The sequence below is a fragment of the Nitrosospira multiformis genome (genome assembly GCF_900103165.1).
GTDB classification, from domain to species: Bacteria; Pseudomonadota; Gammaproteobacteria; order Burkholderiales; family Nitrosomonadaceae; genus Nitrosospira; species Nitrosospira multiformis_D.
In genome coordinates this window covers 2,499,116-2,526,048 of the sequence record NZ_FNKY01000001.1, presented here as the reverse complement: position 1 = coordinate 2,526,048, position 26,933 = coordinate 2,499,116, and the positions used below count along the sequence as shown (strand labels likewise).

24 protein-coding genes and 3 tRNA genes are annotated in these 26,933 nt (G+C 51.6%); 18 read left to right on the top strand and 9 right to left on the bottom strand.

What is annotated here, in order from left to right; genetic code table 11:
- Nucleotides 1-713 precede the first annotated feature (713 nt).
- The 3 genes from BLR00_RS11415 (at nucleotide 714) to BLR00_RS11405 (ending at nucleotide 4,883) form a co-directional block, all read left to right on the top strand.
- Complete coding sequence (locus BLR00_RS11415) at nucleotides 714-2,837, top strand: Agd3-related carbohydrate deacetylase (protein WP_074632693.1); 2,124 nt, start codon at nucleotides 714-716, stop codon at nucleotides 2,835-2,837.
- Nucleotides 2,838-2,895: 58 nt separating this feature from the next.
- Nucleotides 2,896-3,255, top strand: a complete 360-nt coding sequence (locus BLR00_RS11410) for a hypothetical protein (protein ID WP_074632690.1) — start codon at nucleotides 2,896-2,898, stop codon at nucleotides 3,253-3,255.
- 608 nt (nucleotides 3,256-3,863) lie between these two features.
- Nucleotides 3,864-4,883, top strand: a complete 1,020-nt coding sequence (locus BLR00_RS11405; protein WP_143007653.1) for an ATP-grasp domain-containing protein — start codon at nucleotides 3,864-3,866, stop codon at nucleotides 4,881-4,883.
- 31 nt (nucleotides 4,884-4,914) lie between these two features.
- On the opposite strand, the gene BLR00_RS11400 is transcribed toward BLR00_RS11405, so the two are convergent.
- A complete protein-coding gene (locus BLR00_RS11400; RefSeq protein WP_074632687.1) occupies nucleotides 4,915-6,000 on the bottom strand; it encodes a hypothetical protein in 1,086 nt (361 codons plus the stop codon).
- Nucleotides 6,001-6,042: 42 nt separating this feature from the next.
- Complete coding sequence (locus BLR00_RS11395; protein WP_074632684.1) at nucleotides 6,043-7,323, bottom strand: glycosyltransferase family 4 protein; 1,281 nt, start codon at nucleotides 7,321-7,323, stop codon at nucleotides 6,043-6,045.
- Nucleotides 7,324-7,692: 369 nt separating this feature from the next.
- Here BLR00_RS11395 and BLR00_RS16740 point away from each other — a divergent pair, with 369 nt between their 5' ends.
- Nucleotides 7,693-8,466, top strand: coding sequence for a PEP-CTERM sorting domain-containing protein (locus BLR00_RS16740; protein WP_074632681.1), 774 nt, complete (start codon nucleotides 7,693-7,695; stop codon nucleotides 8,464-8,466).
- Nucleotides 8,467-9,778: 1,312 nt separating this feature from the next.
- Here BLR00_RS16740 and BLR00_RS11385 read toward each other — a convergent pair.
- From BLR00_RS11385 to BLR00_RS11370, 3 genes are all read right to left on the bottom strand, one after another.
- Nucleotides 9,779-10,060 (bottom strand): DUF768 domain-containing protein, encoded by a 282-nt coding sequence (locus BLR00_RS11385; protein WP_074632678.1) that lies wholly within the window; start codon nucleotides 10,058-10,060, stop codon nucleotides 9,779-9,781.
- 58 nt (nucleotides 10,061-10,118) lie between these two features.
- Nucleotides 10,119-10,316, bottom strand: a complete 198-nt coding sequence (locus tag BLR00_RS11380; protein WP_074632676.1) for a hypothetical protein — start codon at nucleotides 10,314-10,316, stop codon at nucleotides 10,119-10,121.
- A gap of 658 nt (nucleotides 10,317-10,974) precedes the next feature.
- Nucleotides 10,975-11,049 (bottom strand) — tRNA-Val (locus BLR00_RS11370).
- Nucleotides 11,050-11,262: 213 nt separating this feature from the next.
- On the opposite strand from BLR00_RS11370, the gene BLR00_RS11365 reads away from it, so the two are divergent.
- The 5 genes from BLR00_RS11365 to BLR00_RS11345 all read left to right on the top strand — a co-directional run bounded on the left by BLR00_RS11365 (nucleotide 11,263) and on the right by BLR00_RS11345 (nucleotide 13,945).
- Nucleotides 11,263-11,607: a DUF3024 domain-containing protein gene (locus tag BLR00_RS11365; protein WP_074632673.1), complete on the top strand. Its 345-nt coding sequence runs from the start codon at nucleotides 11,263-11,265 to the stop codon at nucleotides 11,605-11,607.
- Nucleotides 11,608-11,799: 192 nt separating this feature from the next.
- Nucleotides 11,800-13,191 carry a glutamate--tRNA ligase gene (gene gltX / locus BLR00_RS11360; protein ID WP_074632671.1) on the top strand — a complete coding sequence of 464 codons (1,392 nt, stop codon included), beginning with the start codon at nucleotides 11,800-11,802 and terminating at the stop codon, nucleotides 13,189-13,191.
- A gap of 104 nt (nucleotides 13,192-13,295) precedes the next feature.
- Nucleotides 13,296-13,371 (top strand) — tRNA-Ala (locus BLR00_RS11355).
- 48 nt (nucleotides 13,372-13,419) lie between these two features.
- A tRNA-Glu gene (locus BLR00_RS11350) sits at nucleotides 13,420-13,495 on the top strand.
- A 267-nt stretch (nucleotides 13,496-13,762) separates the two neighbouring features.
- On the top strand, nucleotides 13,763-13,945 hold the full coding sequence (locus tag BLR00_RS11345; protein WP_074632669.1) for a hypothetical protein: 183 nt from the start codon (nucleotides 13,763-13,765) through the stop codon (nucleotides 13,943-13,945).
- A gap of 284 nt (nucleotides 13,946-14,229) precedes the next feature.
- On the opposite strand, the gene BLR00_RS11340 is transcribed toward BLR00_RS11345, so the two are convergent.
- Nucleotides 14,230-14,457 carry a hypothetical protein gene (locus BLR00_RS11340; protein WP_074632667.1) on the bottom strand — a complete coding sequence of 76 codons (228 nt, stop codon included), beginning with the start codon at nucleotides 14,455-14,457 and terminating at the stop codon, nucleotides 14,230-14,232.
- Nucleotides 14,458-14,503: 46 nt separating this feature from the next.
- Between BLR00_RS11340 and BLR00_RS11335 the strand changes: the two genes are divergently transcribed.
- From BLR00_RS11335 to BLR00_RS11310, 5 genes are all read left to right on the top strand, one after another.
- Nucleotides 14,504-14,704: a hypothetical protein gene (locus BLR00_RS11335; RefSeq protein WP_074632664.1), complete on the top strand. Its 201-nt coding sequence runs from the start codon at nucleotides 14,504-14,506 to the stop codon at nucleotides 14,702-14,704.
- Between the two features lie 1,505 nt (nucleotides 14,705-16,209).
- Nucleotides 16,210-18,000 (top strand): ABC1 kinase family protein, encoded by a 1,791-nt coding sequence (locus BLR00_RS11325; RefSeq protein WP_074632662.1) that lies wholly within the window; start codon nucleotides 16,210-16,212, stop codon nucleotides 17,998-18,000.
- 75 nt (nucleotides 18,001-18,075) lie between these two features.
- On the top strand, nucleotides 18,076-18,753 hold the full coding sequence (locus tag BLR00_RS11320; RefSeq protein WP_074632660.1) for an HNH endonuclease: 678 nt from the start codon (nucleotides 18,076-18,078) through the stop codon (nucleotides 18,751-18,753).
- A 62-nt stretch (nucleotides 18,754-18,815) separates the two neighbouring features.
- Nucleotides 18,816-20,159, top strand: a complete 1,344-nt coding sequence (gene astB / locus BLR00_RS11315; RefSeq protein ID WP_074632658.1) for an N-succinylarginine dihydrolase — start codon at nucleotides 18,816-18,818, stop codon at nucleotides 20,157-20,159.
- Between the two features lie 360 nt (nucleotides 20,160-20,519).
- Nucleotides 20,520-20,840, top strand: a complete 321-nt coding sequence (locus BLR00_RS11310; RefSeq protein ID WP_107797569.1) for a hypothetical protein — start codon at nucleotides 20,520-20,522, stop codon at nucleotides 20,838-20,840.
- Nucleotides 20,841-21,046: 206 nt separating this feature from the next.
- Here the strand turns inward: BLR00_RS11310 and BLR00_RS11305 are convergent, their stop codons facing one another.
- Nucleotides 21,047-21,382, bottom strand: coding sequence for a YegP family protein (locus BLR00_RS11305; RefSeq protein ID WP_074632654.1), 336 nt, complete (start codon nucleotides 21,380-21,382; stop codon nucleotides 21,047-21,049).
- Between the two features lie 266 nt (nucleotides 21,383-21,648).
- Between BLR00_RS11305 and BLR00_RS11300 the strand changes: the two genes are divergently transcribed.
- The 4 genes from BLR00_RS11300 to BLR00_RS11285 all read left to right on the top strand — a co-directional run bounded on the left by BLR00_RS11300 (nucleotide 21,649) and on the right by BLR00_RS11285 (nucleotide 24,456).
- On the top strand, nucleotides 21,649-22,026 hold the full coding sequence (locus BLR00_RS11300) for a VOC family protein (RefSeq protein ID WP_074632653.1): 378 nt from the start codon (nucleotides 21,649-21,651) through the stop codon (nucleotides 22,024-22,026).
- Between the two features lie 384 nt (nucleotides 22,027-22,410).
- Nucleotides 22,411-22,662 carry a hypothetical protein gene (locus BLR00_RS11295; RefSeq protein ID WP_074632652.1) on the top strand — a complete coding sequence of 84 codons (252 nt, stop codon included), beginning with the start codon at nucleotides 22,411-22,413 and terminating at the stop codon, nucleotides 22,660-22,662.
- Nucleotides 22,663-23,049: 387 nt separating this feature from the next.
- Nucleotides 23,050-23,550, top strand: coding sequence for an NlpC/P60 family protein (locus BLR00_RS11290; RefSeq protein ID WP_074632649.1), 501 nt, complete (start codon nucleotides 23,050-23,052; stop codon nucleotides 23,548-23,550).
- 492 nt (nucleotides 23,551-24,042) lie between these two features.
- On the top strand, nucleotides 24,043-24,456 hold the full coding sequence (locus tag BLR00_RS11285) for a hypothetical protein (protein ID WP_074632646.1): 414 nt from the start codon (nucleotides 24,043-24,045) through the stop codon (nucleotides 24,454-24,456).
- A 65-nt stretch (nucleotides 24,457-24,521) separates the two neighbouring features.
- On the opposite strand, the gene BLR00_RS11280 is transcribed toward BLR00_RS11285, so the two are convergent.
- Nucleotides 24,522-24,983: a universal stress protein gene (locus BLR00_RS11280; RefSeq protein ID WP_074632644.1), complete on the bottom strand. Its 462-nt coding sequence runs from the start codon at nucleotides 24,981-24,983 to the stop codon at nucleotides 24,522-24,524.
- Nucleotides 24,984-25,247: 264 nt separating this feature from the next.
- Nucleotides 25,248-26,594, bottom strand: coding sequence for a peptide-methionine (S)-S-oxide reductase MsrA (msrA, locus tag BLR00_RS11275; protein ID WP_256324125.1), 1,347 nt, complete (start codon nucleotides 26,592-26,594; stop codon nucleotides 25,248-25,250).
- Nucleotides 26,595-26,933 lie beyond the last annotated feature (339 nt).

Here is a 26,933-nt window from a genome sequence, read left to right as displayed (position 1 = left end):
GCAGAAATTCGCTATTGCAGCGTGTATGGGCGGCATATGCAGCCGGTTTGCCTCGCCTGCCTGTTTTAATCCGGATAACTCATTAGGCGAAAACTGACTGCCTGCTTGGACAGGTTCGGAAAGCCGCCTAATGGATTGTCCGGGTTTGAATACTCTGTCCCTTGACGTTTCGGCAGTTCTCCATCGCCCGGTTGCCATTGATGCAGGACCGTGCTGGCCCCCAGCATAAATCTCACTATTCCTACATTGCGAGTGGGAATACCTTTTGCGAAAGGACGAGAACGTCCGATTGTAGTGGAATAGATCGGCCATTCCGCTTCGTTGTGCCTTGCCCCGCACCCCAAAAACTACACACTTCATCCGGTCAACTATTGGATATAGGCTGAATTCCGGCAGGTTTGCGATAGCGCACTCTCAAGTGCCTATTTGTCGGCAAAATTCGGACGCCATCTGTTCAATCGCTTGCGCAAGGTTTTCTTACGCTTGACGGTAATAAAATTATTGCAATGATCGGTTTTCCGGTCATCCTTCTACAAGGACTAAACGTTATAGCGTGAGGATTATCGCGAGAGAATAAGTTGCATGGAAATAGCTGGAGCTGTCCTGATCGCATCGGTTTTAGGCAGCCATTGACACTATCTTGCGATACTTGCTGTCTTAACGTTCATAGGATTTGCGAAAAGGAAATTTTATTTCATGAAAAGAAGTTGAATATGAGACGCTTGCTGTTTGCTTCAATGACGATATGGCTGGCTTTCATTGCTGTGGCGTCGTCGCCTGCGTTTGCTGATAACGCCATCAAACTCAGGATATTGGTCATCACGACAGGCGAGGTGGCGGAAGATCTGGGGTTCGCCTACATCAAGCCTGTGCTTGAACAAATGGGGGTGCCATACGAGGTATTAAATGCCGGCACGCAGGATTTAACGGCAGCGATGCTTGCCTCTACTTCTGCCGGAGCTGCCTGCAAGGCTGAGGAGGCGGGCTGTGTAGGCAACTATAATGGCATCATCCTGACGGATGCCGATCTGGTTCCGGGCTTCACGCCAGCGGAATGGGACATCCTGCACGATTACCAGAAAGGCTTTGGCGTCCGCCAAGCGGTGCTGTCGGGATGGCCGGGCACTTATCGGGACCCGGTTCCCCCTTATGGGGTCTATCTGGATTATGGCCTGGTTTATTCATCCAGCTCAACCGATTACGTCGCCCGGTGGACAGTGCCTGGTGGATACAGCAAGGAAGTTTTTGAGTATGTGAATCAGGCTAACCCACTTCCCATCACGGACTTTGCCTTCGCCGCGAATCCTCGAAATGATGCCAACGGCCTTCGGGATGGTTCTGTTCCCAGCGTTGAGCCCCTACTGAGAACCCAGAATGGTGAAGCGCTGGTATCGATCGTACGATACATGCTGCCTTCCCGGACAACACCGGTACGCGAAGTGATGATTTCGACGATTACTCATGCCCCATTCCTCGTCCATTCAAATGTTCTAGCCTACGAGTTTATCAACTGGGTGACGCAAGGGGTATTCGTTGGGGCACGCCATGTTCATATGGCTGCTCATTCGGACGATTTGTTTCTTGCCAACAGCCTGTGGGATCCCGCTCTCAAGAGAAATAATCCTGCCCATACTTATCGGTTGAGAGGCGATGACATTAACAATGCAGTGAACAAACAGACTGCCTTTCGCGCTGCGCATCCGGCAGCCGGTACTTTTAAGCTGGATTTTGCATTCAATGGTTCCGGGGCGGTGGTGGATCCGGGGGCGGCGACATTGACCGCCAACCTGGCGGAAGACTTGGTGGCGGCCGTGGTTGCCAATAAAGCGCATTTCCGCTTCATCAACCACACTTATACGCATGCAGACATGCATAAGGCGCCGGTGACGGCGGATGCGCGTTGTGATTATGCTGCCTTTACCACGATTGCGGCCATCCAGGCGGAGATTATCAAGAACCGGCAAGTCTGGGCGCTTCTGGGTCTTCCCGAGGAAAGTCAGAACAGCCGGGTGCTCGTGAGTGGCAAGCACTCTGGCCTGAAAGATCCCAAATGCACCGATGATATCGCTTTGCATCCGGAGATGTTCAACGTCCAAGCTGACGACGTGCCATTTGATGAGGGTGGGGCCAATCCGCTGTTTCTTCAGGCCGTTGCCAAGGCTGGCGTGGACTATCTTGCCTTTGATTCATCGCAACGGGCCCAGAACGTTGAACGGTATATCACTCAGTACGATGATGGCAGCCAGAAGGATCGGCTTGCGTTGCCACGCTGGCCCGCCAATATTTTCTATAATGTGACGAATCCACTCCAGTTGGAAGACGAATACAACTATCTGTTTCACGGGCGATTTGTAAGTACCGGGCAAAATCCATGTGAAATACCGGAAGCGCTTTGCACCCCCCGGAATTATGCGGAGATTCTCGCGACCGAAGCCGATATCGCATTGCGGCACATGCTGACCTTCAATAAGTGGCCGCATTTTTTCCATCAGACGAACCTGGCCAAATATGACGAAAGCGGTAATACCCTCCAGTTTGACTGGCTGAATGCTGTCTTTACAGAATATGAGCGGCTGTTCAACTTGCCGGTCAAGAACTATCCCTATTATCTGATTGGCGACTATACGCAGGAAAGTCTCGATACCAAATCCGCGGCTATTCAAGCGACATGGAATCGCACGGCGAATCAGGTCACGCTGTCCGCCGACAAACTTGTGTCCAATCTTCTTGTTACGGGTCTCTCGGGCGGAGATCTGTATGGGGGTCAGTTTATTGGGCGGGTTACCGTGAATACGAACTCCACGGTATTTTCAATTGACCGGGCGCTGACTCAATGAGCATTCACTACTGCCCAATTTTTTGCCAGAAACGTAAATGGTTAGGAGGATGTTCCAAATGATACATCGTATCCACTCGACCAAGACCTTCCTTGTCCTGTTGATCGTTGCCATGACAGTGACGACGGGCGCCGGAGCCGAGGAACTGGCCTATGCGGTTACAAAAGGAGCCGCGGAGTTGACCCCGGACAAAAAAAGGGCCGATGAGATACTTCAACAAACCAATAACGAAGCGATCAGAAAGAAGTTCAGAAAGGAAAATGACGAGAAGTCAAAGGTGCGGGAACCGCTATACCCCCGGCAGGCAGGATCGCTGGCAAAGCACTACAGAGAGACGGCGGCGATCGTTGCGCGCCAAGGCGGTGATCCCAAGCCACTGCTTGAGGCCAGTGCTTATTTCGAAAGTCAGTCCAAATAATCACATTCTGCCCGATGTGCACTGACTGGCCATGGTGCTGATTGGTTAGAATCCGGTGACTGTGGCCATGATATCGAAGAAACGTGTTGCCGATTGTGATGTGAATCATTAAGTTCGGCGTCCGTAACAAACTTCAAATCCCGAGTGATGACGGGTTTTGTGCACGGCATGATTCGTCATGTGTACCCATGTAGAACTACTTCCCTTAAGCTGTTGCCGGGCACTCGCCATTGGCCAACAACAAAATTCAAATGAAAAATAGCTGTAGGAATATACAGCTTGCCGGGTGCAACGAAAAGGCTAGAATCAAAAGCTGTTCCGACATTGACACTTAATGTTGAGTATCAGATCCCCAAAGCGGATTTTTCCCCTTGGCGGCTCGGTAACGGCTTCCAATCACGACGCTCCCATCTTTGGAAACGCGACAAAATAAAATGCATAAGCTCGATGCCCTTTTGATAGGTGGCGCGTGGCCAGAGTTGATGGTGGCCGCGCTAAACTTATTAACACGGACTGGATTTACCGTGGACGTAATTTCGACCAATCCCCTTTTTAAAAGGAATCGGTCGATACGGGATTATTTTCTTGCAAAACAAAATGATGTTCTTTTGAAGATCGCGTCAGAAAAGGTAAAAAGGGAATACTCTCTGGTCGTGATCGGAGATGATCCCACCTTGGGCAAGATATTGCATTCCGATCTTTCCACCGATGAAAAATTGGCGTTGCTTCCCGTTACTTCAAAGGAACATCTTGCGCATGTCTTCTCAAAAACCGGCTTGTCCCAGGCTTTCAGGAAAAATGGGCTGCTCACTCCCGATTTCCGGATTGCCAACGATGAAGAGGGACTAAGGAATGCTGCAAGGGAATTGGGTCACCCTTTATTCATCAAGCTTGATTCCGCTTCGGGAGGCACCGGAATATTCGAAAGCTCGGACCCTGGCGATCTGGAGAGTGCGATAGGAAGAGTCAAAGCTTATCCCGTTCTGGTACAAAAGAAGGTACAGGGCGTCGAGGTGTCCATGGAGGCTTTTTATCAGAACGGAAAGCTCATCCATTTTGCCTACTCCATCCCGGAAAAATACAAGTACAGATTCGGTCCAACCACGGTCAGGCGATTTATCCAGCTTTCCCTATTGGAACAAAGGGTTTTTGATGACCTCGGCTTACTGGGCAGCGCCTTGGGTGCGCACGGTTTCGTGAACATCAGTTCCATCCGCTCCAGCATTGATGGGAACCTCTATTTTTTTGAGGCGGATATGAGACCGAACTTATGGCTTGCTCACCCGCGTTATTTCGGCGACGATCCGGCCAGGGTAATCCGCACGTACTTTTTGACAGGTGCAACGCTGGAGCAGCCCTATCCCTTTGACGTTCACTATCCCCCGGAAATCCTGCTGCCTCATGCTTTAAGGGTAGGATGGGGCGACCTGCTCCTGAATCGTTATCAGGTTTGGAAGCATCTTCCAGAGAATTTTTTTTATTTTATATTACGTTATCGGGTATGGGCCTGGGCGAGACAAAATATGGTCACGCTATACAGATGCCTGCTGCCGAAACCTCACCGGGCAATCATCAAAGCCTATCTCGCATCCATGAAATATTCCCTTTGGGGTGGCGGAAGGCAATGATGGTCAGGCGAACGGGCCATGAATGAAAATATCAGGTCTCCATTGCGGCCGGTGCAACCGGCTGTGCTAAGGAATCCAGGATCCAGACCAGAATTAAAGAGGCTGAAAACGTAAAGAAACGGAAGTGGTCGGACGGAAATAAAATCAGGTGCACCACGGTAAAGATAAGAGGGAGGGCAAACAGGCCATAGAACTTGGTCTGTTCTTTCATTTGCCACCCTCCCTTCAGCCAGAAGAGGTAGAGCGCCACGATATATATGACCGCGTGGGAATGAAAAATCAGGGTATTGAATAATAGCCAATAGGGTGCCACATAATCCCCGAGCCGGGCCGACATCACCATATCTGCGGGATAGGGGACAGGCGAGCTGATGAAGGCGAAGTTAAAGAGCGTCAAGTATCCATAGCCCTCATTAAGTTTTGTGACGAGAATATAAGAACTGACGGCAAGGATCAGGAATAGCAATGAAAGAAGTCTTGTCCCCTGCAAATAGGCATAACCCATCAGAAGACCCGATAGCAAAACAAAATCGCTTCTAATCAAAGGCAGGATTGCCGCTATCAGAAAGACCATCCTGCGCTTCGCCATCAAGCTGTATATTCCCATCAGGGAAAATAAACACGCCATCGCATCCGGCGTGGAGAGGCGCGCTAGGTCCGTATATCCCGTAACGGCAACAACGATGGGCAGCATTCCCATCGGCACCGAAGTTTTTAAAATGATCAGGCCCAGCACCAACACGGATAACGCGGCGAAGCATGCGCTGATGACGAAGGTGGATCTTGCATAGCTCAAGCCGGTTTTCTTGAGCAGCCGCATGAGTTCAATATATGCGACCCGTATGGAATAAAAAGGAATCTGCTGCTCCAGGGATGAAGAATCCTTGAATACCGTCTCGCTGTATTCTCCCGCGGTAAGCAGTGTGAATCTTCTGCTGCTCACCATCTTTCTGATGTCTTCGTAGGTTTCCCTGGTCAAGTCCGCGCCTCGATAGCCATCCTTGTGATAAGCGGCAGCAACATAAGCCACCATGTCCCAGTTGCGATGGGGTTTTAGAATGCCGTACATCAGAATCGCGATAGCTGTGAAAATCAAGATGCCATACCTGAAAACCATCAACAAATCCTAAGAGACATTCCTGGCATACCGCTCCATATTTTAAATAGCTCCTCGGTTAGATGTTTCCACCTGGGTTTCCATCTCAGCCATGCCGGACGCAACCGGCTCATTTTCAACTATTTCCGACACAGCCGCCCCTGACACAGCCACCTTACCGGTTGAAAAATGATGCATTGTGGTACCGGATAGGTTTGGTGCCACTTCTGACAGAATATCGAGGATTTCTTGCGCATATCGATTCTGGGTAAACCGGTTCGCTGCCCATTGCTGAGCGGTATGTCCGATCCGGCGGGCTTCCTCCGGGTTGTCGTGCAGGAACTGTATCTTTTCCGTGAGATCCTCTATGTTGCCCCACTCATAGAGAAGGCCTGTTTGTCCATGCTGAATGATTTCCGTGGTGGCTCCCCTCGCGCTTCCTATCACGGGCTTCCCCGCGAGCATGGCTTCTATCGCCACGCGGCCGAAAGCCTCCCAGCGGGAGCATACGAGCACCACATCCGCGTTCCTGATAAGAAGCAAGGGATCCTCGGCGTAGCCGTAAAACGTTAGGCGCCGCGTCATATCGAGATCTTTTGCCTGTTGCACCAGTTGCGCGCGGTAGCGTCTTCCATCATCCCCCACCAGCAGCAGGTGCGCATTGATGTTCCTGTCTGTCAATTGCGCAAGCGCGGAGATGGCTTGGTCCTGGCCTTTCCATGGATGCAGCGATCCAATGATGACGCACTGGAAAAATAGCCGATTCTGGACTGGCTCACGTGAGCCGGCATTGGCGCACGGGGTAACGGACTGGTAGACGACGCGGATCTTGTCCGGATCAGGAAGATGCTTGTAGTCATTCTTGACGGAGTGGGAGGTAGCGATAATCGCAGCGGAGAGGCGGTGCAGGAGATAAGAGGTTGTCTGTTCGCCCAGATCGAATTTCTGGCTGGGATTATGCTTCAGGGATTCGTGCGAATGCCAGACGTGGGGTCTGCGTAATAGCCGGGCGGCCAGCGCACCCACCCCGATCACGACGGTATTGGTATAGACGACATCCGCATTCCATTTCCTGATTATCCAGGCTACCCGGATACTCATCAGTGCCGTTTTCAGCAGGCGTATCACGCGGGAGCGAAGCCGCCTGGGACGAGACATCCAAACGGGATAGCCGACGATTCGCCATTCAATATTCAGACGCTCAAGTTCGTCGAGAAGCGGCCCCTTCTTCGGGATCAGCACCAGAACTTCAACACCCAAGCAAAGCAGTCCCTGCAGCAGCTCGACTAAAGCCAATTCCGCGCCGTACCGCCCGGCGGAATGAGAAATAAAACATACACGCATGGATGATTGCCCCTGACTCCCTGGAAGCACGGGAAGTAAAATCGATAAATGGAAGGTGGTTCATCGCAACTCGATTTCGCGAGTGCTGCCATGCTCATTAAGCATGACAATCGACGGGAGGGATAGCTGTAAGAAGTTACAGGGTGATCCTGCTGCCAAGAATAGAAGTGGCCTATTTGAAGCCGGAATTGATCTGGGGGTGCAGAGAGCAGGGTCAGTAAGACAGGCGTAAAAGCGTAAAAACCTTTAAGTATATCCCTCTGTCTCCTGGCTTGACGGTGCGTTTGCAGCCAGAAATTCGATATCTATTCTTTTATTCTGTCCTCTCAGCATTCGCTGAGATGCACCGTACATTTTGAGGAGATTCATATGAATAAGTTCAGACAGGGCCTAGTCATAGGCCTGGGCTCAATCAGCATTGGGCTGAGCCAAGGTGCAGTCGCGACTCCCATTACGGCTGCCGCCACCCTTGATTGGAGCCAACTTCAGCTAGTGTTTACCAGCCTGAACGGCTCAGAATCTGCGGCAACGTTCAGCAACTACCGAACATCGCTCAGCTCGCAAGGCGATTCTGGCAGAATGAATGAGAGCAATTCAAAGTCAGTCAATGATTGGGGAAGTACAATAGAGACCAACGCGGATGCGGGCGGAGTACATGCCTCTACCTTAGCTTCGTCGTTAAGCTTTTCGGGCAGCGCGATGGCGACAAATGGTTCTGCGAGCTCTTCAGGAACCAGGTCGCTGGACTTCTTCGCGGATGGCCCCGGTGTACTGACTGTGATTGTTCCCTATACGCTTAGTTTAATCGGGGACTCCGACTGTTATTATTGCTACTACGATCATGCCACCGTTTCGGGCAATGCAAGCTTTAATAACTATACAGGAAATGGAAGTAGTAGCGCCCAGTCAAATGTTTCGTACTCATTAACTGACGACTACTGGAATCCATCTCCCGATTCTCAAGCAGGAAGCCTGGTATTCGGCATTGTTACCAGCCGTGCTGGGTACGGATCGCTGAGCGTTGGTTTTGATCTTTCCGCGCAGGCTAGCGTGGTGCCAGAACCGCAAACTTACGCCATGCTGCTGGCTGGATTAATGCTCATAGGCAGAATTGCACGGCGCAGGAGCATTAGTTTCACCTGATATCCGTCTTGGCGTCCCCAACTACAGCGACAGCGATAGCTGGGGACGAAGATCTGCAGCACTACTTCTTCTGAAAAGAAGATCTCATCCAATTCTTTGAAGGGGGAGGGGCGACTCGGAAGAATACTTGCCTGCAATAGGTTTGTTCGTTCCTCCAGACTTGTACTCCTCGCAGGAAGCATATAACGACATAAAGTTGAGGATGGTTTTTTAACCGGTCGCCAATAGCCGCCCGTTATTCCTAGTTCTTATGGACTTCTTTGGATCGGCTTTTGGTGGCGGTACTGCAACCGAATAGAACATGGAAACTGCCGTCAATGCGTGATCTGAATATTTCTTTTCCAACGGATACCCCCAAATATACCCCCGTACCTCGTGATTTTCACGCTACCATCCATTTTCCAATTCAACGATGTTTAACAAATAGCGACTCCCTGCAACGAGCCCGCTTGCCCTGATGACTGATAAAACGAAGAACATTAACTTTCTTGTTTCCGAAATGGCCATGTTCGGCTTTTCCCCTAGCCATAATCTGCACTATCGCACTGTTCTCCTACTGGAATTTTCAGGTCATCCAAAATGCCGAAGGACAACGCAACAGCAGCCGGGAAATAAGGCACGAAAGCCTGATCCTGCTCTCCTTGCTCACGGATGCCGAGACGGGCCAGCGTGGATTTCTTCTCACCGCTTGGATGGGGGGAGGTGCGCGGGATGTCAGGTCGTGCCGGCGAGGAGGGATTTAGATGGAATTCAAGTGAGCTGCGGCCGCAAGACTTCCTTGCGGATCACAGGCCATGACAGGCGAAGTGAACCGCCATGCAATTGGCGGCTGGCGGGGAATGTGAGGAGCAGGAACGGGGGCGAGGGGATTTTCCTGTGGGCAACAACAAATTAAATGTAAGGGGTGGTGATGAATCGGCAGTAACTGTTTCCTATTAGAATAGGACTATCTAATAGTAGTCATAGTAGGATTAAATCCTATTACTTTAATTGGAGACTTGCTATGCGGACGACTCAACAACTGAACATTACTATGCCTAACGATATGGCGAAGAAGTTCACTTTCTAGACAATCGCGAGCTGTGCGAGAAGGAAGGAAATGCCCAGTGGATTTACTTAGGCCATTTCTCGAACTCATCTATATTCATGAATATAGATGACAAGCGCCTATGCTTTACCGATGCGAAAAACTACAGGCTTGTCTCCAGGAAGATCCTTGAGAACAAATGACAGCCCTCTTTTGATTATGGATGTCACGAGCAGCTGCCAAGCAACCAACGCGATCCCGCCTTGAAGACCAACCATGCGGGGCTCAGTCGCCATCTTCATTCTCCCGCGCGAGTTGCGACTTGAGATGATAGGCATCGATGTCAAAGTCTCTGCTGTCCGAGACCGCGGCCAGTACCCGGGACGTAACGCGCTCCCGCTCCTCCTCGGTCTCGAAGTTTGTGAAGTTGGCCGCAGCTGCCTCGGCGAACAGTTTCTCCGACAGCCGCTTTGTCTTTACTTCATGACTTTCTATGTCGGAATTGGCGCCGGGAGGGATGTTTTCCTCGATCCATGTGTCGACCCACCTCAGGAAGCGATTGCTCATGACTGCCCACCCATCTTCTGCGTTGAATTCGGCGCCGGTCGCCCCTCATGGGAGCATTTTACCCATGATAAAATAGGTTATCAAGGGTAAGAGCTAGTATTCCCCACGCCCCAGTGAGATGACCTACGGCATGCGCCAGATTGCCGCGCGGGGCATGGGCTTGCGCTTGCGCAATCTTCAATGAATTGACAGCTTCATGTCCGGGTTCGGTGTACATTTCCGCAAGCATTCCCAGCAACACTGCAAGCGACAACACATCATGACGGTTATGCTCGGCAAGTGTTCGATGAGGAAGCGGTTATTGGGTGTACGAGGTAGGCAATTCTGCCCACCCACCATTGCCGATGGTTTCCTTCCCCATGAGTACCGCCTAACCAGCCAGTTTTGGGGGCTGGAAATTCAACATAATGCTGAGAATTATGTGTAAATTGCCTCCACCTGTTTTGATTCCCCTGCCCACCTAGCGGGTGCTACCCGTGCTCTACTACGCTGTCCGTCCCGGTAGCGCTCCCTAAAGGCAATTAGGCGCGCTGCGGCAACAGTATCACTTCGGCTCCGGCTTTGAGCGTATCAAGATAATCTGCCCATTGCTGCATCATCTTCCGACGTTCTTTGATGAACTTTGTCCGGTTGTATGCCATGCCTAAGCTATTCGCAACTCGATGCGCCAACTAGTGTTCAATTATTTCAGGGGCAATACCGATCTCTTGATAAAGAATGGTCCTGGCCATTGCTCTAAAGCCATGACCTGTCATTTCGTTTTGTGTGTCATATCCCATGCGTCGCAGAGCGGCATTTACCGGAGCATCGCTCATCGCCCTGCCATTGCTACGTGCCCCGGGAAAGACAAATTGGGTATGACCACTAAGGGCGAGGGTTATGTGGCCTTTGTTGAATTTCTTTGGACTATCTTTTGGTGGGCGGTACTGGGATCGAACCAGTGGCTTCCACCGTGTGAAGGTGGCACTCTACCGCTGAGTTAACCGCCCATTGCGGTTGATTCCTTAATTCCGTGGATAACCGCTCAGAGAGGCGCAATTAGAGCACGAATCCGCACTTTTGGTCAACGCGTGCGCTGCCTGCGGATAGCACTAAGCCATGGATCAGGCGAGCAAAAGGAAGCCATTGGCGGACGTATCCGCTGCAGAGACTGATGCCGTACATGTTGCGTTATACTTTACAAAAAACATGGACCGTATTTGATGCCATTGTCCGAATTTGAGCGAGTGCGAATCGAGAAGCTTTTCAAAGCGTATTGCGAGAGCAAGGTTCCAGCTCATGTCAGAAATAAAATACAGATTACATTCAAGATTAGAGGAAGTGAAGTAAAGCTTTTTGAGTGTCGTCCTCATTTCGACGATCCCGCCACATGGGGTGAAATGGCTGTAGCGCGCTTCAAGAAAGACGAAAAAAAGAATGTCTGGTTCCTGTACTGTGCGGATCGAAACAGCAGATGGTATCTCTTCGAGCCATACCCGGAAAGCCGAGACATCGCAAGGCTATTGGCCGAGGTGCAGCGTGATCAAACGGGAATATTCTGGGGTTAAATATCGGAATTATAAAAGCCGCTAAGGTATCACCCACGAGGTATCCGGATTTCACGCAAGTTGCCTGTCATGATCAACGCGCAGAGCACCAAGTTGCTACCTACGGTAACATTAGCCACGAATGACTCAGCATTACCTGTCTGGGTCGCGTAAAATAGCGGTCTTTTCCAATCGCCAGGAATCGGCATCCCCATGATCCGTACCCGTTTCGCTCCCAGTCCCACCGGCTATCTTCACATCGGCGGTGCGCGTACCGCGTTGTTTTCCTGGGCTTATGCCCGCAGGCACGGCGGCAAATTTATTCTGCGGATCGAGGATACCGACCTTGAACGCTCCACGGCGCAATCCACGCAGGCGATACTCGATGGAATGGCCTGGCTGGGGCTGGACTACGATGAGGGGCCGTTTTACCAGATGCAGCGGCTATCGCGCTATCATGAGGTGGCGGAGCAGTTGCTGCGCACGGGGAATGCGTATTATTGTTACGCCAGCAAGGAAGAGCTGGATGCGATGCGCGAACAGCAGCGTGCAGCAGGATTGAAACCTCGATACGACGGACGCTGGCGCGATTCGAAACAAACACCGCCCGCCGGGGTGAAGCCGGTGGTGCGTCTGAAGAATCCGCTCGATGGCGCGGTTACATTCCGTGATCTGGTCAAGGGGGAAATTACGGTCGCGAACAGCGAGCTGGACGATCTGGTGCTGCTACGCGCGGATGGGGTGCCGACTTATAATTTTGGCGTGATGATCGATGATCTGGATATGAACATCACCCATGTGATTCGCGGCGATGATCATGTCAATAACACACCGCGCCAGATCAATATTCTCAAGGCATTGGGAGCGCCGTTGCCGCAATATGCGCATGTGCCGATGATACTGGGATCGGATGGCGAACGGCTTTCGAAACGCCACGGCGCGGTTTCGGTGATGCAGTACCGGGACGACGGCTATCTGCCCGAAGCGCTGGTGAATTATCTCGCGCGGCTCGGCTGGTCGCATGGCGACGAGGAAATATTCAGCCGCGAGCAGTTAGTCGAATGGTTTGATCTGGCGTCGATTAATTGTTCGCCAGCGAAATTTAATCCGGAAAAACTGCAATGGCTCAACCAGCAGTATCTCAAAATTGCCGATGATGCGCGCCTGGCGAAACTCGTCATGCCTTTTCTTGAAGCGGATGGTTGCAACGCCGCTGTGGGTCCTGACCTGCAGAAAGTGGCGACCCTCCTCAAGGAGCGCGTTAATACCGTGGCGGAACTGGCTGATGCGGCAGTATATTTCTACCGTTTTCTGGAACCCATCGAGGAACTGAAGGCGCAGCATTTCACCGTTGAGGCAAAACCGGCGCTGGTTGATCTGATGGAGCGGCTTACCGTTATCGAATGGGATAGTCATGCCATCCAGGATGCGATCAAGGCTGCCGCCACGGCCCATGGGTTGAAGATGCCCAAAGTGGCCATGCCGCTGCGGGTGATGGTGACGGGCGAAGCGCAGACGCCATCGATAAATGCGGTGCTGGAATTGCTCGGCAGGGAAGAAACACTCAAGCGCATGAATGAGCGGCTTGCCTACTTTCCTGCCTGAGGCCTTCATTGTTTGACCCCATTTGTCCTGTTCCGCTTTACGTTGACTGGGGCAGGGCGGCTCAGTATAATTCGCCTTCCTTTTGTCGGGTATTGGCAGGTATCGGGGGTATAGCTCAGCTGGGAGAGCGCTTGCATGGCATGCAAGAGGTCAGCGGTTCGATCCCGCTTACCTCCACCAGATTCCGGCAAAGGTGTATTTGTTGCAATCGGTTCAGAAAGTCCTTTAGTCCCCATCGTCTAGAGGCCTAGGACATCACCCTTTCACGGTGAGTACGGGGGTTCGAATCCCCCTGGGGACGCCACGAAATCCCCAGTTATTAGCTTATTTGTAATGAATACAATAAGCTAGACTGGAGTGATCTAAAGTGACGTGATCAATAAGGCCGCGCAAAAAGTCTTTAAGTGCATCGCGGTCAAGGTCAGGTATGCCGACCATCGCCGATAGCATCCACCTATACGTCGGATTCCTTTATTTCCTGCATCGCCTTGGATTGCTGCCGCACTACTTCAAGTGTCGATAGCTGGTCAGAGGTTACTCGCCAAAGACTCAATAGCGCCTCGGAGAGGATATGTCAGATTCGATCGCAGCCGTCAACAAAGCCAAGAATGCGCTTGAAGATCTGATTCTAGAGAAAATCAGAGCGTTTGAATCGGAGCATGGTGTCGGTGTACAGAGCGTCGATCTTGTCCATCGAAACTGTATCGGCTCCTCGATTACCGTTGCAAGCGTGAGTTTAGTGGTAGAGATTTAACGGAACATCGAACCCAAGATCCATTTAACCGGTATTTATTTCTTAGCACATTTCAGTGTTAATTCCCGCGAACGAATTATTTCGCTGTCCAGCGTCACTAGATCTGACCCGCTACCTCCTAATAGTTACAGTTACACGACGCACAGTAGAATCCTGGGTTGCAAATGGATGTTGGGCTGCAAATTCAGCTGGCGTGTTATTGCCAAGCGAGCTATGCGGCCGTATTGAATCGTAATCCTTCGCCATACTTCGATCAGAATGCGTGCTTCATGCAGGGTTGAAGATCAATGGTCATTCAGACATTCACCCTGAAAATGTCCGTTGAAGCTTTCGTCGTCTAGCTCCCACACATAGCGAAGGTAAACGCGAAAAAACCACTTAAGTGGGGAACCGAACAGATTGTGCCTGAAAAACGGCAGAGAATCTGTTGCGGAACGTTGGTATTTGTTTTGCATTTCCTCCTCAAAGAGTAAAAAGGCGAGGTTGGGTGGATAGCGGCGGCGGATATTCATATCCACCCCGGATCTTTTTGCTGGTTTGTGCTTAAAGGAGCAAACGGTGAGAAAGCAGGAATACGATTTATCAGACTATAATCCCGATCAGTTTGATGACTGGCTGGAAATCAGCACAACTAAAATGCTCAAGCGTGCTCAGCGCAAGAAAACGCCATATGAGCCTATGAGTGAACTAACGGCTCCCACGCGGGCAGCGGGGAAAACCATTCAACGACGGCGCACACGCAGCGAACAATTCTCCTGATGCCTTAGGACTGGGACATCGCCTGTTAATGGGTGATCGCCATAGGCCAGAAGCGAGAAACGCCACACGCAACATGCCAGCTCACGCGGCGTGAATCAGCAGAATGCGCCTTTGCCGCGCGATCATCAGAAAAGCAACGCCGCCAGGTAAGACAATGAGCCCGCTTGAAAAAGCGGAAGATGGGCACCCCTGAACCTGGGGTTTATTCAAAGGTTCCCCAACATCAAGGGCTGCCGGCAGATCAAGCCGCAGAATTGAATGGCGCGATCCCCACGCTCGATCATAGGGCCTGTTAACACTTATTTCACACCCGCGACGGTGACGGCTTTCATCCAGCACGAGGCATGAGCCGCGCGGCGGAGCAGGCCTCCGTAAGCGGCGAGTAACGAAGGGCTGGATGAAAGCCGTCCCGTCCCTTCGGGTTGCGCACAAAAAACGCGGATGCCGCGTTACGAAGCTTGGCCATAGGCCTGCTATGGCCTGCGCTTCGCGCCTTGCCTCCGCGTTTTTTGTGTAGCAACGCGGGTGCGAAATAAGTGTTAACAGGCCCTAGCTTGTTTGCCCAGCATACCTTGGATTCAGGCCATCCCACGAGTGGTTTCTCATGCGTGGATTGAACATTCCCGGCAGGTTAAAGTTTTCTCAATTCATCGTACTCCCTGTTGCAATAAACCTGGAAAACCATTCGAGCACATAGACGGTCTAACGAACAGTTGTAACAATTTGCGCGGATCATGCTAAGGAATTATCTTAACTACGTGAAAGGTAATGCCATGGACAACATGATTTATTGGGGCACCTTTATTCTGATTCTCCTGGCCGGTTCGGGGGCTTTCGTAAGCTGATTGGTTATAGCAGGGTCACGGGCGGCGCCTCGTATGTTGTATGAGCGCGCGCAACCGATCAAGACGGTTATAGGTATGCGACAGGACTACGACCGCTCACCTGGATTCCCACAAAGCAGGTTCTCCGGGTGAGCGGATGCGAATGACTGATAGCCTATTGCCGGTTTATACACAGGTCGATACAGTTGATTCCGTCCTTAGGCGGATCACTGTTGACTGAGTATCGTCCACGCAGACCATTCCTCCGGGGCACATAATTCCGCTGAGCTCCCGCAGGGCTGCTTCACTTTGCTTGCCGGCGCGCCGGCCACGCAGATACCCATGCAATGGGTACCATCCTTGGTGGGATCGCATTTATCGGATGGATCATCTAGCGCATTTCACTCTGTCCAGCTACCGGATTTAGGTTGAAAGAGCCCGTCATTCGGGCGGCATTATATCGATGAATAAGCTTGCATGGTTCTGTGCGGTTACCCATTTTTCCAGCTGTTCATAACAAGTATCTGCTGCCAGGGATTAAGGTTTAAGGATCCTTGTGCGTTTGGATGGGGACAATAAGACTCATCATGGTTATAATATGATTTCTAATCATCATATTAGATGAGCCCTATTTATGATCCATTCCGATCGATCGAAGCATAGATTCCTGAGGGATATTTGATGCTTTGGCAGGCACTGGTGGCGGCCCGTGATCTCGGGCGCTTGCAAGAGATTGCATCGATCCTGATTCGTTACGGATTCGGCGATATGGTGCGCCGGATGGGACTCGCCAATTTGCTGGAGCGGACTGGCCGGGTATTGCACTGGCATGAAGCGGGAGAACTGGCTCATCTCCCTCCTCACGCGCGGGTGAGGAGGGCACTGGAGGAAATGGGGCCAACCTTCGTCAAGCTTGGTCAGATTCTCGCTACGCGTGTCGATCTTTTCGAGCCTGAGTGGATCGCAGAATTCAGCAAACTGCAAGACAGCACGCCTGCTTCACCTTATGCCGAAGTTCATCAGCAACTAACCGAAGATCTCGGCGCTCCGCCTGAGGAAGTATTCGCCGCGTTCGATCCCCAGCCGCTGGCAACCGGGTCCATAGCGCAGGTGCACCGCGCCCGCCTGGAAGAAGGCGGGGAGGTGGTGGTAAAAGTGCGGCGGCCCGGTATCCGGTTGGTCATTGAGGCGGATCTGCGCTGGCTTTCAAGGCTGGCGGAAGCCATTGAAACGGGAAATTCGGAACTGCGCTATGTTCATTGGCAAGAGGTCGTCAGGCAATTTACCCAATCGCTTCGGCGAGAGTTGGATTTTGGGGTCGAATGCCGCAATGCTGAACGCATCGCGATGAATTTCTCGGGCTATTCGGGCCCGGATCCCACGTATGAAACATCCGCCGCCGGCCTTGATGCTGTGGCGGCTACGGACGGGACCGGCTTCGCGCCCCCTCTCATCGTTATCCCTCGTGTCTATTGGCAATGGACAGGCGAGCGGGTATGCGTGCAGGAATTTATCGACGGCATTCCCGGCCGTGATCTCGCCGCCGTGGATCATGCCGGTCTTGATCGCAAGATCCTTGCCAGCCGTGGTGTGCATGCGGTGATAAAGATGATAGTCGAGGACGGTTTGTTTCACGCCGACCCGCATCCCGGCAATATTTTTTATTTGCCCGGCAATCGCCTCGCGTTTATCGATTTCGGCATGGTAGGCCGGCTTACCGAGGAACGCCGTGACCAATTGGCCCGTCTCCTGTTGGGATTGGTTCAGCATGAGCACATGCGTGTTGCCGATGTGCTGCTCGATTGGACAAGCGGCGGCGGAATGGGTGGCGACATCAATGAGGATGCGCTAACGAGTGAAATCGGGACATTTGTCGATCAATATCTCGGCGTGTCATTAAGGCAGCTGAAGCTGGGCAATATGCTCTCTGACCTGGTGACTATCCTGCGTGCGCATCAGCTTTCTTTGCCGCCGGATTTGGCGCTGTTCGTCAAGACTTTTATTACGCTGGAAGGCATGGGGCGTGAATTGGATCCGGAGCTGGATCTGGCCGGGGAAGCACTGCCGATGCTACGGGGTGCGCTGGCTGCCCGTTACGTGCCTGCGGCCATGGCCAAGCGAGGCTGGCGTGCGGCCGCCGACATAGCCACCCTCATCGGTGATCTACCTCGAGATCTTGCCCGGTTGGTGCGTTCTGCCCGGCGTGGCAGACTGGATATTCACGTAGAGGTCGCGCATCTCAAACATGTGGGAGACCAGTTGGGTGCTGCCGCCAACCGCTTGGTGATTGGTATCGTTGTCGCGGCAATTATCGTGGGCTCATCCATTGTCATGACCGTATCCGGCGGCCCCACCTTGCTTGGGCTGCCTATCTTTGGGCTGATCGGTTATTCGTGCGCGACAATCGGCGGGATATGGCTTCTGCTTTCCATTTCGCGCAGCAATAAGGCGGACCGAGACAGAAAGCCTTGACCACGATGTTTTTTGTAGGACTGTATGGCGATCCATTCCGAATGAATGACTCCATTATGTTAATAGGATATCAGGATGAATGATGAGTGGAACGACGAAGAACTTAAAGCTTCCGTGCAAGCCTACGTCGAGATGCAGCGCGACGAGCGTTTAGGCCAGCCTTTCATAAAGAAACATTACTATAAGCGGCTTGCGGAGGTATTCGGTCGAAGTGAGAAGGCATATGAGTACCGGATGCAAAACATTTCGTATGTGCTTGCACTCATGGGGCGCAGCTGGGTGACGGGTCTCAAGCCCGCTCGAAACATTGATGGCGCCGTTGCGGCACAGATCGAAAAATTTCTGTGGGAAGCCCAGAGTCAAAAGGCGATCCCCGTTGTCGCTTTCAAGATCGCGGTACGGGATGAGCTCAAGCAAAAAACTCCCGCTATTCCAAACGGCAACGCCAAGCCGAAATCCCGGCGAGTGACGGTTACGCAATTTCGATGCAATGCGCCTGTCACAGCGTGGGTATTACAGCAGGCGGAAGGGACGTGTGAATGCTGCGAGAAAGCCGCGCCTTTCAAGAACGTTGATGGACTGCCCCACCTTGAATTGCATTACATGCGGCAATTGGCCGATGGAGGACAGGACGTCATCTCCAATGCCGTGGCGCTTTGTCCCAATTGCCATCGTGAAATCCATCATGGGGCCAGCGCCCATGCACTGGTGGCCTGGTTATACGATAACGTTGGCAGGCTGATCCCGGAATAGGCACGCTACAGCGTGGCGACGGCACATGATCGATCAAGCATTTTAAAACGTCTGGTACCTGCGTGAACGCGGCTGAAATCAATTTTGATGGCCTGGTAGGCCCCACGCATAATTATAGCGGGTTGGCGGTGGGAAATATCGCGGCGGCGGAGAACGCGCTGACCGGTTCCAACCCCAGGGAAGCGGCGCTCCAGGGCCTGGCAAAAATGAAACGTCTTTCCGATCTGGGGATCAGACAAGGCGTGCTGCCGCCACAAAGCCGCCCGGCTATCGATATGCTCAGGAAGGTGGGTTTTGCCGGCGATGAGATATCCGTTATCAGTCAAGCCGCCGCGGCCGCGCCTGTACTGCTGCGTGCATGCTACTCCGCATCCAGCATGTGGGTCGCGAATGCCGCCACGGTTTCGCCGGGCGCGGATACCGATGATGCAAAAGTGCACTTCACGCCAGCTAATCTGCCGTCGCAACTCCATAGAAGTATTGAGCCACCCGCCACGTCGGCGATACTCAGGAAGATTTTCAGCGAAGAGCGGTATTTTGAGCACCATGATCCGCTCCCGGCGGGTCTTTATTTTGCCGATGAGGGCGCGGCGAATCATATGCGCCTGTGTCAGGATCACGCCGACACCGGTCTTGAGATTTTCGTATTTGGCCGATCCGCTGATCGAACCGCGCCAAGACCATTGAAATTTCCCGCCCGCCAATCGCTGGAAGCGTGTGAAGCGATTTCGCGCCTCCATAAGATCAAGGCAGGTAAGAAACTGTTCATCCAACAGAGTCCGGCCGCTATCGACGCCGGGGCATTTCACAATGATGTGCTTGCTGTCAGTAACTGTAACGTTCTGCTCTATCATGAGGCGGCATTTGATGATGGCTGGGAAATCGAAGAAAAAATAGCGGCGGCATGCGATTATCCAATTCAATTCATAAGAGCCACTGAATCCGAGATTTCCATTGTTGAGGCAATAAGCACCTATCTGTTTAATAGCCAGTTGATCAGTCTTCCCGGCGGTGAAATGATGGTGTTGGCGCCGGTTGAATGCGAAAGCTGCGATTCGGCACGAATTTTTCTTGAACATGTCGTCCAGGACGCAGCCAACCCCATTACGCGCGTAGAGTATGTAAATTTGCGTCAAAGCATGAAAAATGGCGGCGGGCCGGCTTGCCTTCGGCTGCGTGTCGTACTTGCCGAGGCGGAATTCGAGGCTGTCACCAGGATGAGCCGCGTTATTCTCGATCAGCCCCTCTACAACGAGCTCAAGGTATGGATCGAGAAAAATTATCGTGAACGCATCTCGCCGCCGGATCTGGCGGATCCGTTACTGTTGCGAGAGAGTCGAACCGCGCTGGATGAGCTCACGGCTATACTTTCGTTGGGATCGATATACGATTTTCAGAAGGTATAGCGTAAATCCCGCTCCCACATGCTCCTATAGCGGCTCCTATAGCGACGCGATTTAGAAGCTCGTTATTTCAAGTAGTTATCCAAATCAGGATTCAGGGTTCACCAGGATTGGCCCGTGTTGCACAGCGGGCATATGGTAACGAGGGTAACGGGAACTCTTCCGTTGCATGATAGTCACATTGATAACAGGGATTTGTAAGTGAGTAGTACTGAAGTCCGATAGGAAGTCGTGTCGGAATGAGTAAGATGTAACAAAAGGCGTTATATGCCTGAACTTGGCGGCAGGTGATCTCTGCCAAAGGTTCGTTTTAGTTTGACTGTGGCTGAGATAAATATGCAGCTTTTACATAAGGAGAATGGTATGCGTAGCACAATCGTAATCATTGCACTGATAGGTTTGATGTCGTTGATGATGGATGCAGTGCAAGAAGCCGGGACAGCGCCTGATCATGCTCTGTTGTCAAGTCACACATCCATTCAGGATTTCACTGTGGCAGCCACTACATTGGATACGGATACTGCTGAAACGGCAAGCCGGAATCAAGGCCCTGTGCATCTTATGGAGATAAAAGGGGTCTCTGAACTGGGAACTCTCGTGCTTCTCGGTGTTGCCCTGGCTGGTCTTATCGGAGCGCCCCAGCGCAGAACCCAGAAATCTCGCGCCCGCCGCGGCATCACCTGAAACCGGAATTCAATTTATTCCCGTTTCAAATTAAACCCGCTTCAAGCGGGTTTTTTAATATCTTTAAATCATGAATATTCAAATCTGCGGACTTTGGTGCCGACTTTAGTCAGGCTGCCTAGGTAAGCCGCGCCAACTCCAACCGGCCTGAATCTTCAGTAGTCCGGAAGTAAGAAGGGCCTCCTGATGGAGGCCCTTCTTGAAGGTTAGTCCGTGGTGTCGTTTATCGAAGCATCCGGTGCATTTTTCTTAACCGACTCTATGCCGTTATCCCGGGCGGATTCCGATTCATAAGACTCGCTCGTGCCGATTACCTGATGGTTGCCTGATTTAAGGTTGAACCTGAATTTGCCGCTTTCGGTTGTTTTACGTTCATAGCGCGCGTCGTCAGGAGCGTTTTTCCTGACAGATGCTATGCCGTTGGTACAGCCGGATTTAGCCTTGTAGCCCTCACTTGCAAGAATAGACTGGCCGTTGCTTGCCTTTAGTCTGAATCTGAATTCACCCGCCTTGTCTTTATAAATCTCGAATTTCCCAGCCATTTTGAATCCCCCTCTTATTGTTATAAAGCCTGAAAAAACTACATAATTCAACCGCTTGATTTTACGTAGTAATCCTCTGAATCTTGAATCGCGCTTAAATAAACATAAAGCAGAAGAATCAACGCAGAGCAAGTGGCTATGGTTGACATTCCTATTATGTGCCAGAGATTATGATCTGAAAAGCAAATTTGCCAGCTATCGTTGAAATGCGGATGAAGGTTCCCTATGATTGGGGTAAAGGGGCCTTTCGTCAACGGAGAAAGATTATGACTATTACGTTAAATCATACCATTGTGCCTGCACACAACAACGTGGAATCCGCCAGGTTCTATTCCAGGGTATTCGGATTCGATTACATAGGTGAGTTTCACCATTTTATTGTGGTGAAGGTAAACGATACACTTTCTCTGGATTTCGATACTAACGATAATTATGAATCTCATCACTATGCGTTTAAAGTGCCCGAGGAGGAGTTCGATGGAATATTCGAGCGCTTGAAAGCGGAAAATATTCCCTATGGCAGTGGCCCCTTCGAGCCGGAAAATATGAATATCAATCACAATGATGGCGGGCGCGGCGTTTATTTTCGTGATCCCGGCGGGCATTTGCTGGAAATGTTGACGGTTGATTACAAGATGCCGTGAGTCATTTTGGCGACTTATGCCGCCATTCCGATCCGGGCTGGACATGGGGCGATGGGATGTAAATAGCGCATAACAAAGACCTTGGCATGCAAAATCCAGCATCCCTTGCACGCCACCTCTCAACAAGCCAAGGCATCATCGTTTCCTGCCCGATCCTGTTCTGCGGTTTAGCCTGGCTTGCTGTTCGTTGCCGTCCTTTAGTGAGACAATTCATCTCGGAATAACCATTTACAAAAAATGGTTTTTATGCTATAAAAAAGTACGGCAACCGGTGGATGACTTTCCAGCAGTTGGGGGGCTGTAAGTATTATGAATCGCTGTCCAGCCATGGATTACGCTGGTTGTGCGTAAGGCTTCATTTTACGCATATTGAAGGAGGTTCATATGAAAACCATACGTTCATTATTTTTTTCCTTGCTGATTGCCATGGGTTTCTCGTTCGCCGCATTGGCGGGGGAACCCAATCCAGCAGCTATCGGTAGCGAGCCGTCCAAGATGAAAAAAGCTGATCAGAATAGTAGCTCGAAGGCTATGCCCGGCCGCGATTGCCCTCCGGAAATGACTCATGAAAAAAATGCACAGCCTGCTGGAACACGGCACCGCGGGCCGCAACATACGGGGGTGCTAAAAGAGTGACACAGAAGTCATCGATTATCCTGATTAATCACTGATTCTTTTCATGGCGCCCCGTGCCGACTGGGTATGGGGGCGCTGTTTCTGCCGCACCGTTTTGCTTTCATTTGGCTTCCGTGGGGCAGCGTGCATTATTGCCCGGGATGACGTCATTCATCGTAATGGCGTGGTGGCAAATGAAGCTGTCTATTGCTGAGCTTGCGCATAATCCTTTAGAATTCGTCAGTGCCCGGATATTTCACCGGGCCGGTTCAAGAATAGGGTGATTGAACGGGACGCCGAGTTATCTCGATGTCGTGACATTTCGTGGCGGCACGGTTGATCAGGATATTACCGGGAGAATGGTTGTGTCGCAGAGAATCAGTTTATTCCGTATGAAAATCGCTTGTGATGAATAGACTGCGGTGGATGGTGGGCGTGCTCATCATCACGGCTCTCGCCGGTTGTAGCAGCGTTCCGGAAAGGGGGGCGCCCAAGATCGTCTACGTACCCGGTGCAAAGGTGGACCTGAACAATTCCGCGCTGGTGAAGGAAAGCCTTTATGCGCAATACGGTCAATGGAAAAATACCAAATACCAGCTTGGTGGTTTGAGTAGAAATGGCATCGATTGCTCCGGCCTCGTTCATGTCACTTTCAAGACAAAACTGGGCATCGTGCTGCCAAGATCGACGGAATTTCAGGCGGAGCTGGGGCAAGATATTGACAAGAATCAGCTACGGGCAGGTGATCTGGTGTTTTTTAAGACCGGTATATCGGTCCGGCATGTGGGCGTCTATCTGGAGGATGGCAGGTTTCTGCATGCGTCGACAAAGCACGGCGTTATTATTTCCCGTTTGAGCGAAACCTATTGGAAATCTGCCTACTGGAAGGCAAAGCGGCTGGATACCTGAGAAACCTCTGAACCAATCTCCCCGGTTTACAGAAAGCCTTTATCGCAAATGGCACGGTGGCCGTGAAAGCAGTGCCTTGAACCCAGATAATCCATTTTCTGAGTACTTTTCGATTTCCGACGAGGCGGCGTATCTCTTCCGGGTAAAGTGGCCGGATTGCGGCCAGGCTATCAGACCTCATCCCAAACTCTTGCTTCTTACCTGCTCTTGTTCAGTCCACGCCATTTTGTACGCGATATCGCAGGCTGCGCGGTTGCCGGGAATAATGACACTTTTACGCCGGTAGATTTAAGAGACTATTATAACAGCATGTTTTCAAAGTATTAATTGCGATGTTTAGCATATGGCATGCAAGTTGCTTGAGATCGTAGGATATAGTATGGTCCAATTTTGCTGGACCGGTACAGGCGCTGCCTGTAACCGTGCCGGTGAAAACCGGATGTTAACTGCCAACCGGATGTTAACTGCCTTATGGCGGAGCGGAGAATAATAATGCAGATGCGACAAATCGTTACCATGATCGGAATAGGTTTCTTTATGCTTGCGGGATGCAGAAACACGCCTCCTTTAGTGCCGGTACCCCGGGTCTCAACGCCTCCGTTAAAAACAACGGTGGGAGATATCACTAAAAAGGCCGCCAAGGAATACTCGATCTGTGTCTGGTCGAGTGCCGAAAAGATGAGAGCAGGTTCGCCCGATGCCCGTCTGGTCGTGGATACAGCGGAGAACTCATGCAAAAAGAATGTTCAGCGACTACAGTTGGCATTGGTCGCCGAAAAAACGGATCCGGTTTTTGCCCAGTCCTATGTAGACACAATAGTAAAAAATGCAAAAACCGAAGCGATGGTGCTTGTCCTCACCGGTAATGCAAAGGATGCCAAAGACAGGGACATAAAGCAGCAGTAGTACTTATCCTGGCGGAGCCGACGTAGACGCGACGGCTCGATTTTCATGCCAGTCCTTATATTCGATCAGGAAGTCTGGCGGTGCTTGACGGTAAGGACCGGGCAGGCAGCGTGTCTGACCACATATTCCGCGATACTTCCCAAAGTTAAATGATCCCATCCGGTATAACCGTGCGTGCCGAGGATGAGCAGATCGGCATGGTGTTCGGCGGCGACCCGGACAATTTCCTTACCCGTGGGGCCTTCAACAAAGATGGTTTCAGCCTGCATATCCAGCGACTCCGCCAGGGCCTCGAGGGATTCTTTTCCTGCCTGCCGGGTCTTATCGAGGCTGGCATCCACCCATTGTTCGAATCCAGGCGTGAAGTAGTAGGGCGAGGGGACCATCCACCCGCTCGGCTCAAACACATGCAGAACCTTGAGTTCCGCCTTTAGCGATTTGGCCATCCATACAGCATGGCGAACGGCGTCTTGAGAAGCCTCTGAAAAATCGGTGGCCAGGATGATCTTCCGGATGAGTGGTTCCATGAGTGCGTTCCTTATTCAACAAGAATCGGATTTCCCGTGATGCTGGAAATAACGGGCTGGCTCAATTTTTCCACGCCCTGTTAATTCCCGGCTCGATACTATTGTAGGATGGGTGGAGTGAAGCGCAACCCATCAAACCGCTCACAACACATCAAATCATGGCCGGATAGTAGCGCGATTGTAGTTTGGTGAGGTGGGAAAATAACCCAATGATGGGTTGCGCTTTGCTCCACCCATCCTACGGAAAACTATATAGAGGCATAGTTATTCTTTGTCCGGGATAAATTTCAGAACGTTGCCGTTGATGCAATAACGTTTGAAAGTGGGAGCGGGCCCATCGTTAAACACATGCCCGAGGTGGATGCCGGAGCTTGCGCTGCGCACCTCGACTCGTCGCATGCCATGCGTCTTGTCTTCGTGTTCGGTAACAGCCCCTTCAATTGGATCGAAAAAACTCGGCCAGCCTGTCCCGCTCTCAAATTTGGCATTGCTGAGAAAAAGGGTTGCGCCCGTGATGGGATCCACAAACTTTCCGGGGCGCTTTTCATCCAGGTTAGTGGCGGTGAAGGGGGGTTCAGTGCCTTGCTGGAAGGCTATTTTTCGTTGTTCAGGCGATAGCAGCTGAAAGCCCAGCCATTTCCAGAAATTGGCTTTTTCACCATTGTAGCCGGTGTAGCGGGTCACCTCCTTGCCATTCTTGAACAGCACAATGGTCGGCGCGGCGAACAGGGGTTTCTCCAATTCCCAGCCAACGGGCGGATTGGCGTTCATGGTCGCAACGACGGGGACCTCGGATTGCCAGTGGCTCAGTATGTCTTTGTCGAAGAGCTTGCAAAACTCGCAATTCTCGGCCTCGAACGCGATGAGTTGCTGAGCGAAATTCAGATTACCGCCATCCAGGCGCGCAGAGGATACGCCTGCGGTAGTGGCAGGGGTGCCATTCTGCGCAACCCGCTCAGCCGGTTTGGGATATTTTACGCCGGTACCACCCAGACCGCAGTAACCATCGGGATTCTTCCTCAGATAGTTCTGATGATATTCCTCAGCCGTGATGTAATTTTTTAGCGGCAGAATTTCAGTGGTTATCCGGCCGATGCCCGCGGCATCAAGCGCCCCCTGGTATGCTGCCTGGGTAGCCAGGGCCGTGGTTTTCTGGGCGGCGTCATGATAATAAATCCCGCTGCGGTAATTGCTCCCAATATCGTTTCCCTGGCGGTCGCCCTGGGTGGGATTGTGGCTTTCCCAGAATTTGCCTAGAACCGTTTCCAGCGTGACTTTGGCGGGGTCGAAAGTCACCTTGACCACTTCCGCATGATTACGTGCGTTTGTTTTACCGATGCGAAGCGCTCTTTCATGATTGAGGATATCCTGGTAGCCAGCACCCGGCAGATCGCCCCCCGCATAGCCGCTTTCCACGTCGATGACGCCGGTAACTTCTCCCATGCGTTTTTCGGCGCCCCAAAAGCAACCCATACCCAGGACGATAAAATCTGTTTTCAAATCTGTTTTCTGAGCGGATGTCACGGTTTTCTCCATCGCATAAGCGGTGATGATAATGCTTAAAGCGGCTGCCATGGCAATCGCAGCTTTCATTTTGAGCGCTGATTCCATTGTTTGATCATGGTGAATTCGACATCCCCGGGCGGTGTTGGTTCTTTCGTTAAAAGGCCGTTAAAGGGATTGCCCAATACATGCGCTGGTTTTATCGATAAGCGTCCTTTTCGATGTTACTTGCTTTTTGCTGCAACTGCCATAAAAGCACCATTAAACCATTATTCATACCTATTTCCTTTGGGCGCCGGGAGCGCGATCTCTTCAAAAATCCGTGCCGCTGCAGGAACTCGTTCTCCTGGCGAGTATCTCATCAGATAGTGATATTATTAGGGCTGGCATGTTAACTGCTTAGCCCGGGCCGGAGCGTATCGCTCGCTTCTGCCCGTTCTGCCTTCA

Excerpts from the sequence above, each read along its gene's own strand:
- BLR00_RS11410 (WP_074632690.1), top strand. The coding sequence starts at position 2,896 with ATGATACATCGTATCCACTCGACCAAGACCTTCCTTGTCCTGTTGATC.
- BLR00_RS11415 (WP_074632693.1), top strand. The coding sequence starts at position 714 with ATGAGACGCTTGCTGTTTGCTTCAATGACGATATGGCTGGCTTTCATT.
- BLR00_RS11300 (WP_074632653.1), top strand. The coding sequence starts at position 21,649 with ATGACTATTACGTTAAATCATACCATTGTGCCTGCACACAACAACGTG.
- BLR00_RS16740 (WP_074632681.1), top strand. The coding sequence starts at position 7,693 with ATGAATAAGTTCAGACAGGGCCTAGTCATAGGCCTGGGCTCAATCAGC.
- BLR00_RS11365 (WP_074632673.1), top strand. The coding sequence starts at position 11,263 with ATGCCATTGTCCGAATTTGAGCGAGTGCGAATCGAGAAGCTTTTCAAA.
- BLR00_RS11395 (WP_074632684.1), bottom strand. The coding sequence starts at position 7,323 with ATGCGTGTATGTTTTATTTCTCATTCCGCCGGGCGGTACGGCGCGGAA.
- BLR00_RS11385 (WP_074632678.1), bottom strand. The coding sequence starts at position 10,060 with ATGAGCAATCGCTTCCTGAGGTGGGTCGACACATGGATCGAGGAAAAC.
- BLR00_RS11345 (WP_074632669.1), top strand. The coding sequence starts at position 13,763 with ATGTCAGATTCGATCGCAGCCGTCAACAAAGCCAAGAATGCGCTTGAA.
- BLR00_RS11340 (WP_074632667.1), bottom strand. The coding sequence starts at position 14,457 with ATGAATATCCGCCGCCGCTATCCACCCAACCTCGCCTTTTTACTCTTT.
- BLR00_RS11290 (WP_074632649.1), top strand. The coding sequence starts at position 23,050 with ATGAATAGACTGCGGTGGATGGTGGGCGTGCTCATCATCACGGCTCTC.
- BLR00_RS11320 (WP_074632660.1), top strand. The coding sequence starts at position 18,076 with ATGAATGATGAGTGGAACGACGAAGAACTTAAAGCTTCCGTGCAAGCC.
- msrA (WP_256324125.1), bottom strand. The coding sequence starts at position 26,594 with ATGGAATCAGCGCTCAAAATGAAAGCTGCGATTGCCATGGCAGCCGCT.
- BLR00_RS11310 (WP_107797569.1), top strand. The coding sequence starts at position 20,520 with ATGCGTAGCACAATCGTAATCATTGCACTGATAGGTTTGATGTCGTTG.
- BLR00_RS11325 (WP_074632662.1), top strand. The coding sequence starts at position 16,210 with ATGCTTTGGCAGGCACTGGTGGCGGCCCGTGATCTCGGGCGCTTGCAA.
- BLR00_RS11280 (WP_074632644.1), bottom strand. The coding sequence starts at position 24,983 with ATGGAACCACTCATCCGGAAGATCATCCTGGCCACCGATTTTTCAGAG.
- BLR00_RS11400 (WP_074632687.1), bottom strand. The coding sequence starts at position 6,000 with ATGGTTTTCAGGTATGGCATCTTGATTTTCACAGCTATCGCGATTCTG.
- BLR00_RS11295 (WP_074632652.1), top strand. The coding sequence starts at position 22,411 with ATGAAAACCATACGTTCATTATTTTTTTCCTTGCTGATTGCCATGGGT.
- BLR00_RS11305 (WP_074632654.1), bottom strand. The coding sequence starts at position 21,382 with ATGGCTGGGAAATTCGAGATTTATAAAGACAAGGCGGGTGAATTCAGA.
- BLR00_RS11285 (WP_074632646.1), top strand. The coding sequence starts at position 24,043 with ATGCAGATGCGACAAATCGTTACCATGATCGGAATAGGTTTCTTTATG.
- gltX (WP_074632671.1), top strand. The coding sequence starts at position 11,800 with ATGATCCGTACCCGTTTCGCTCCCAGTCCCACCGGCTATCTTCACATC.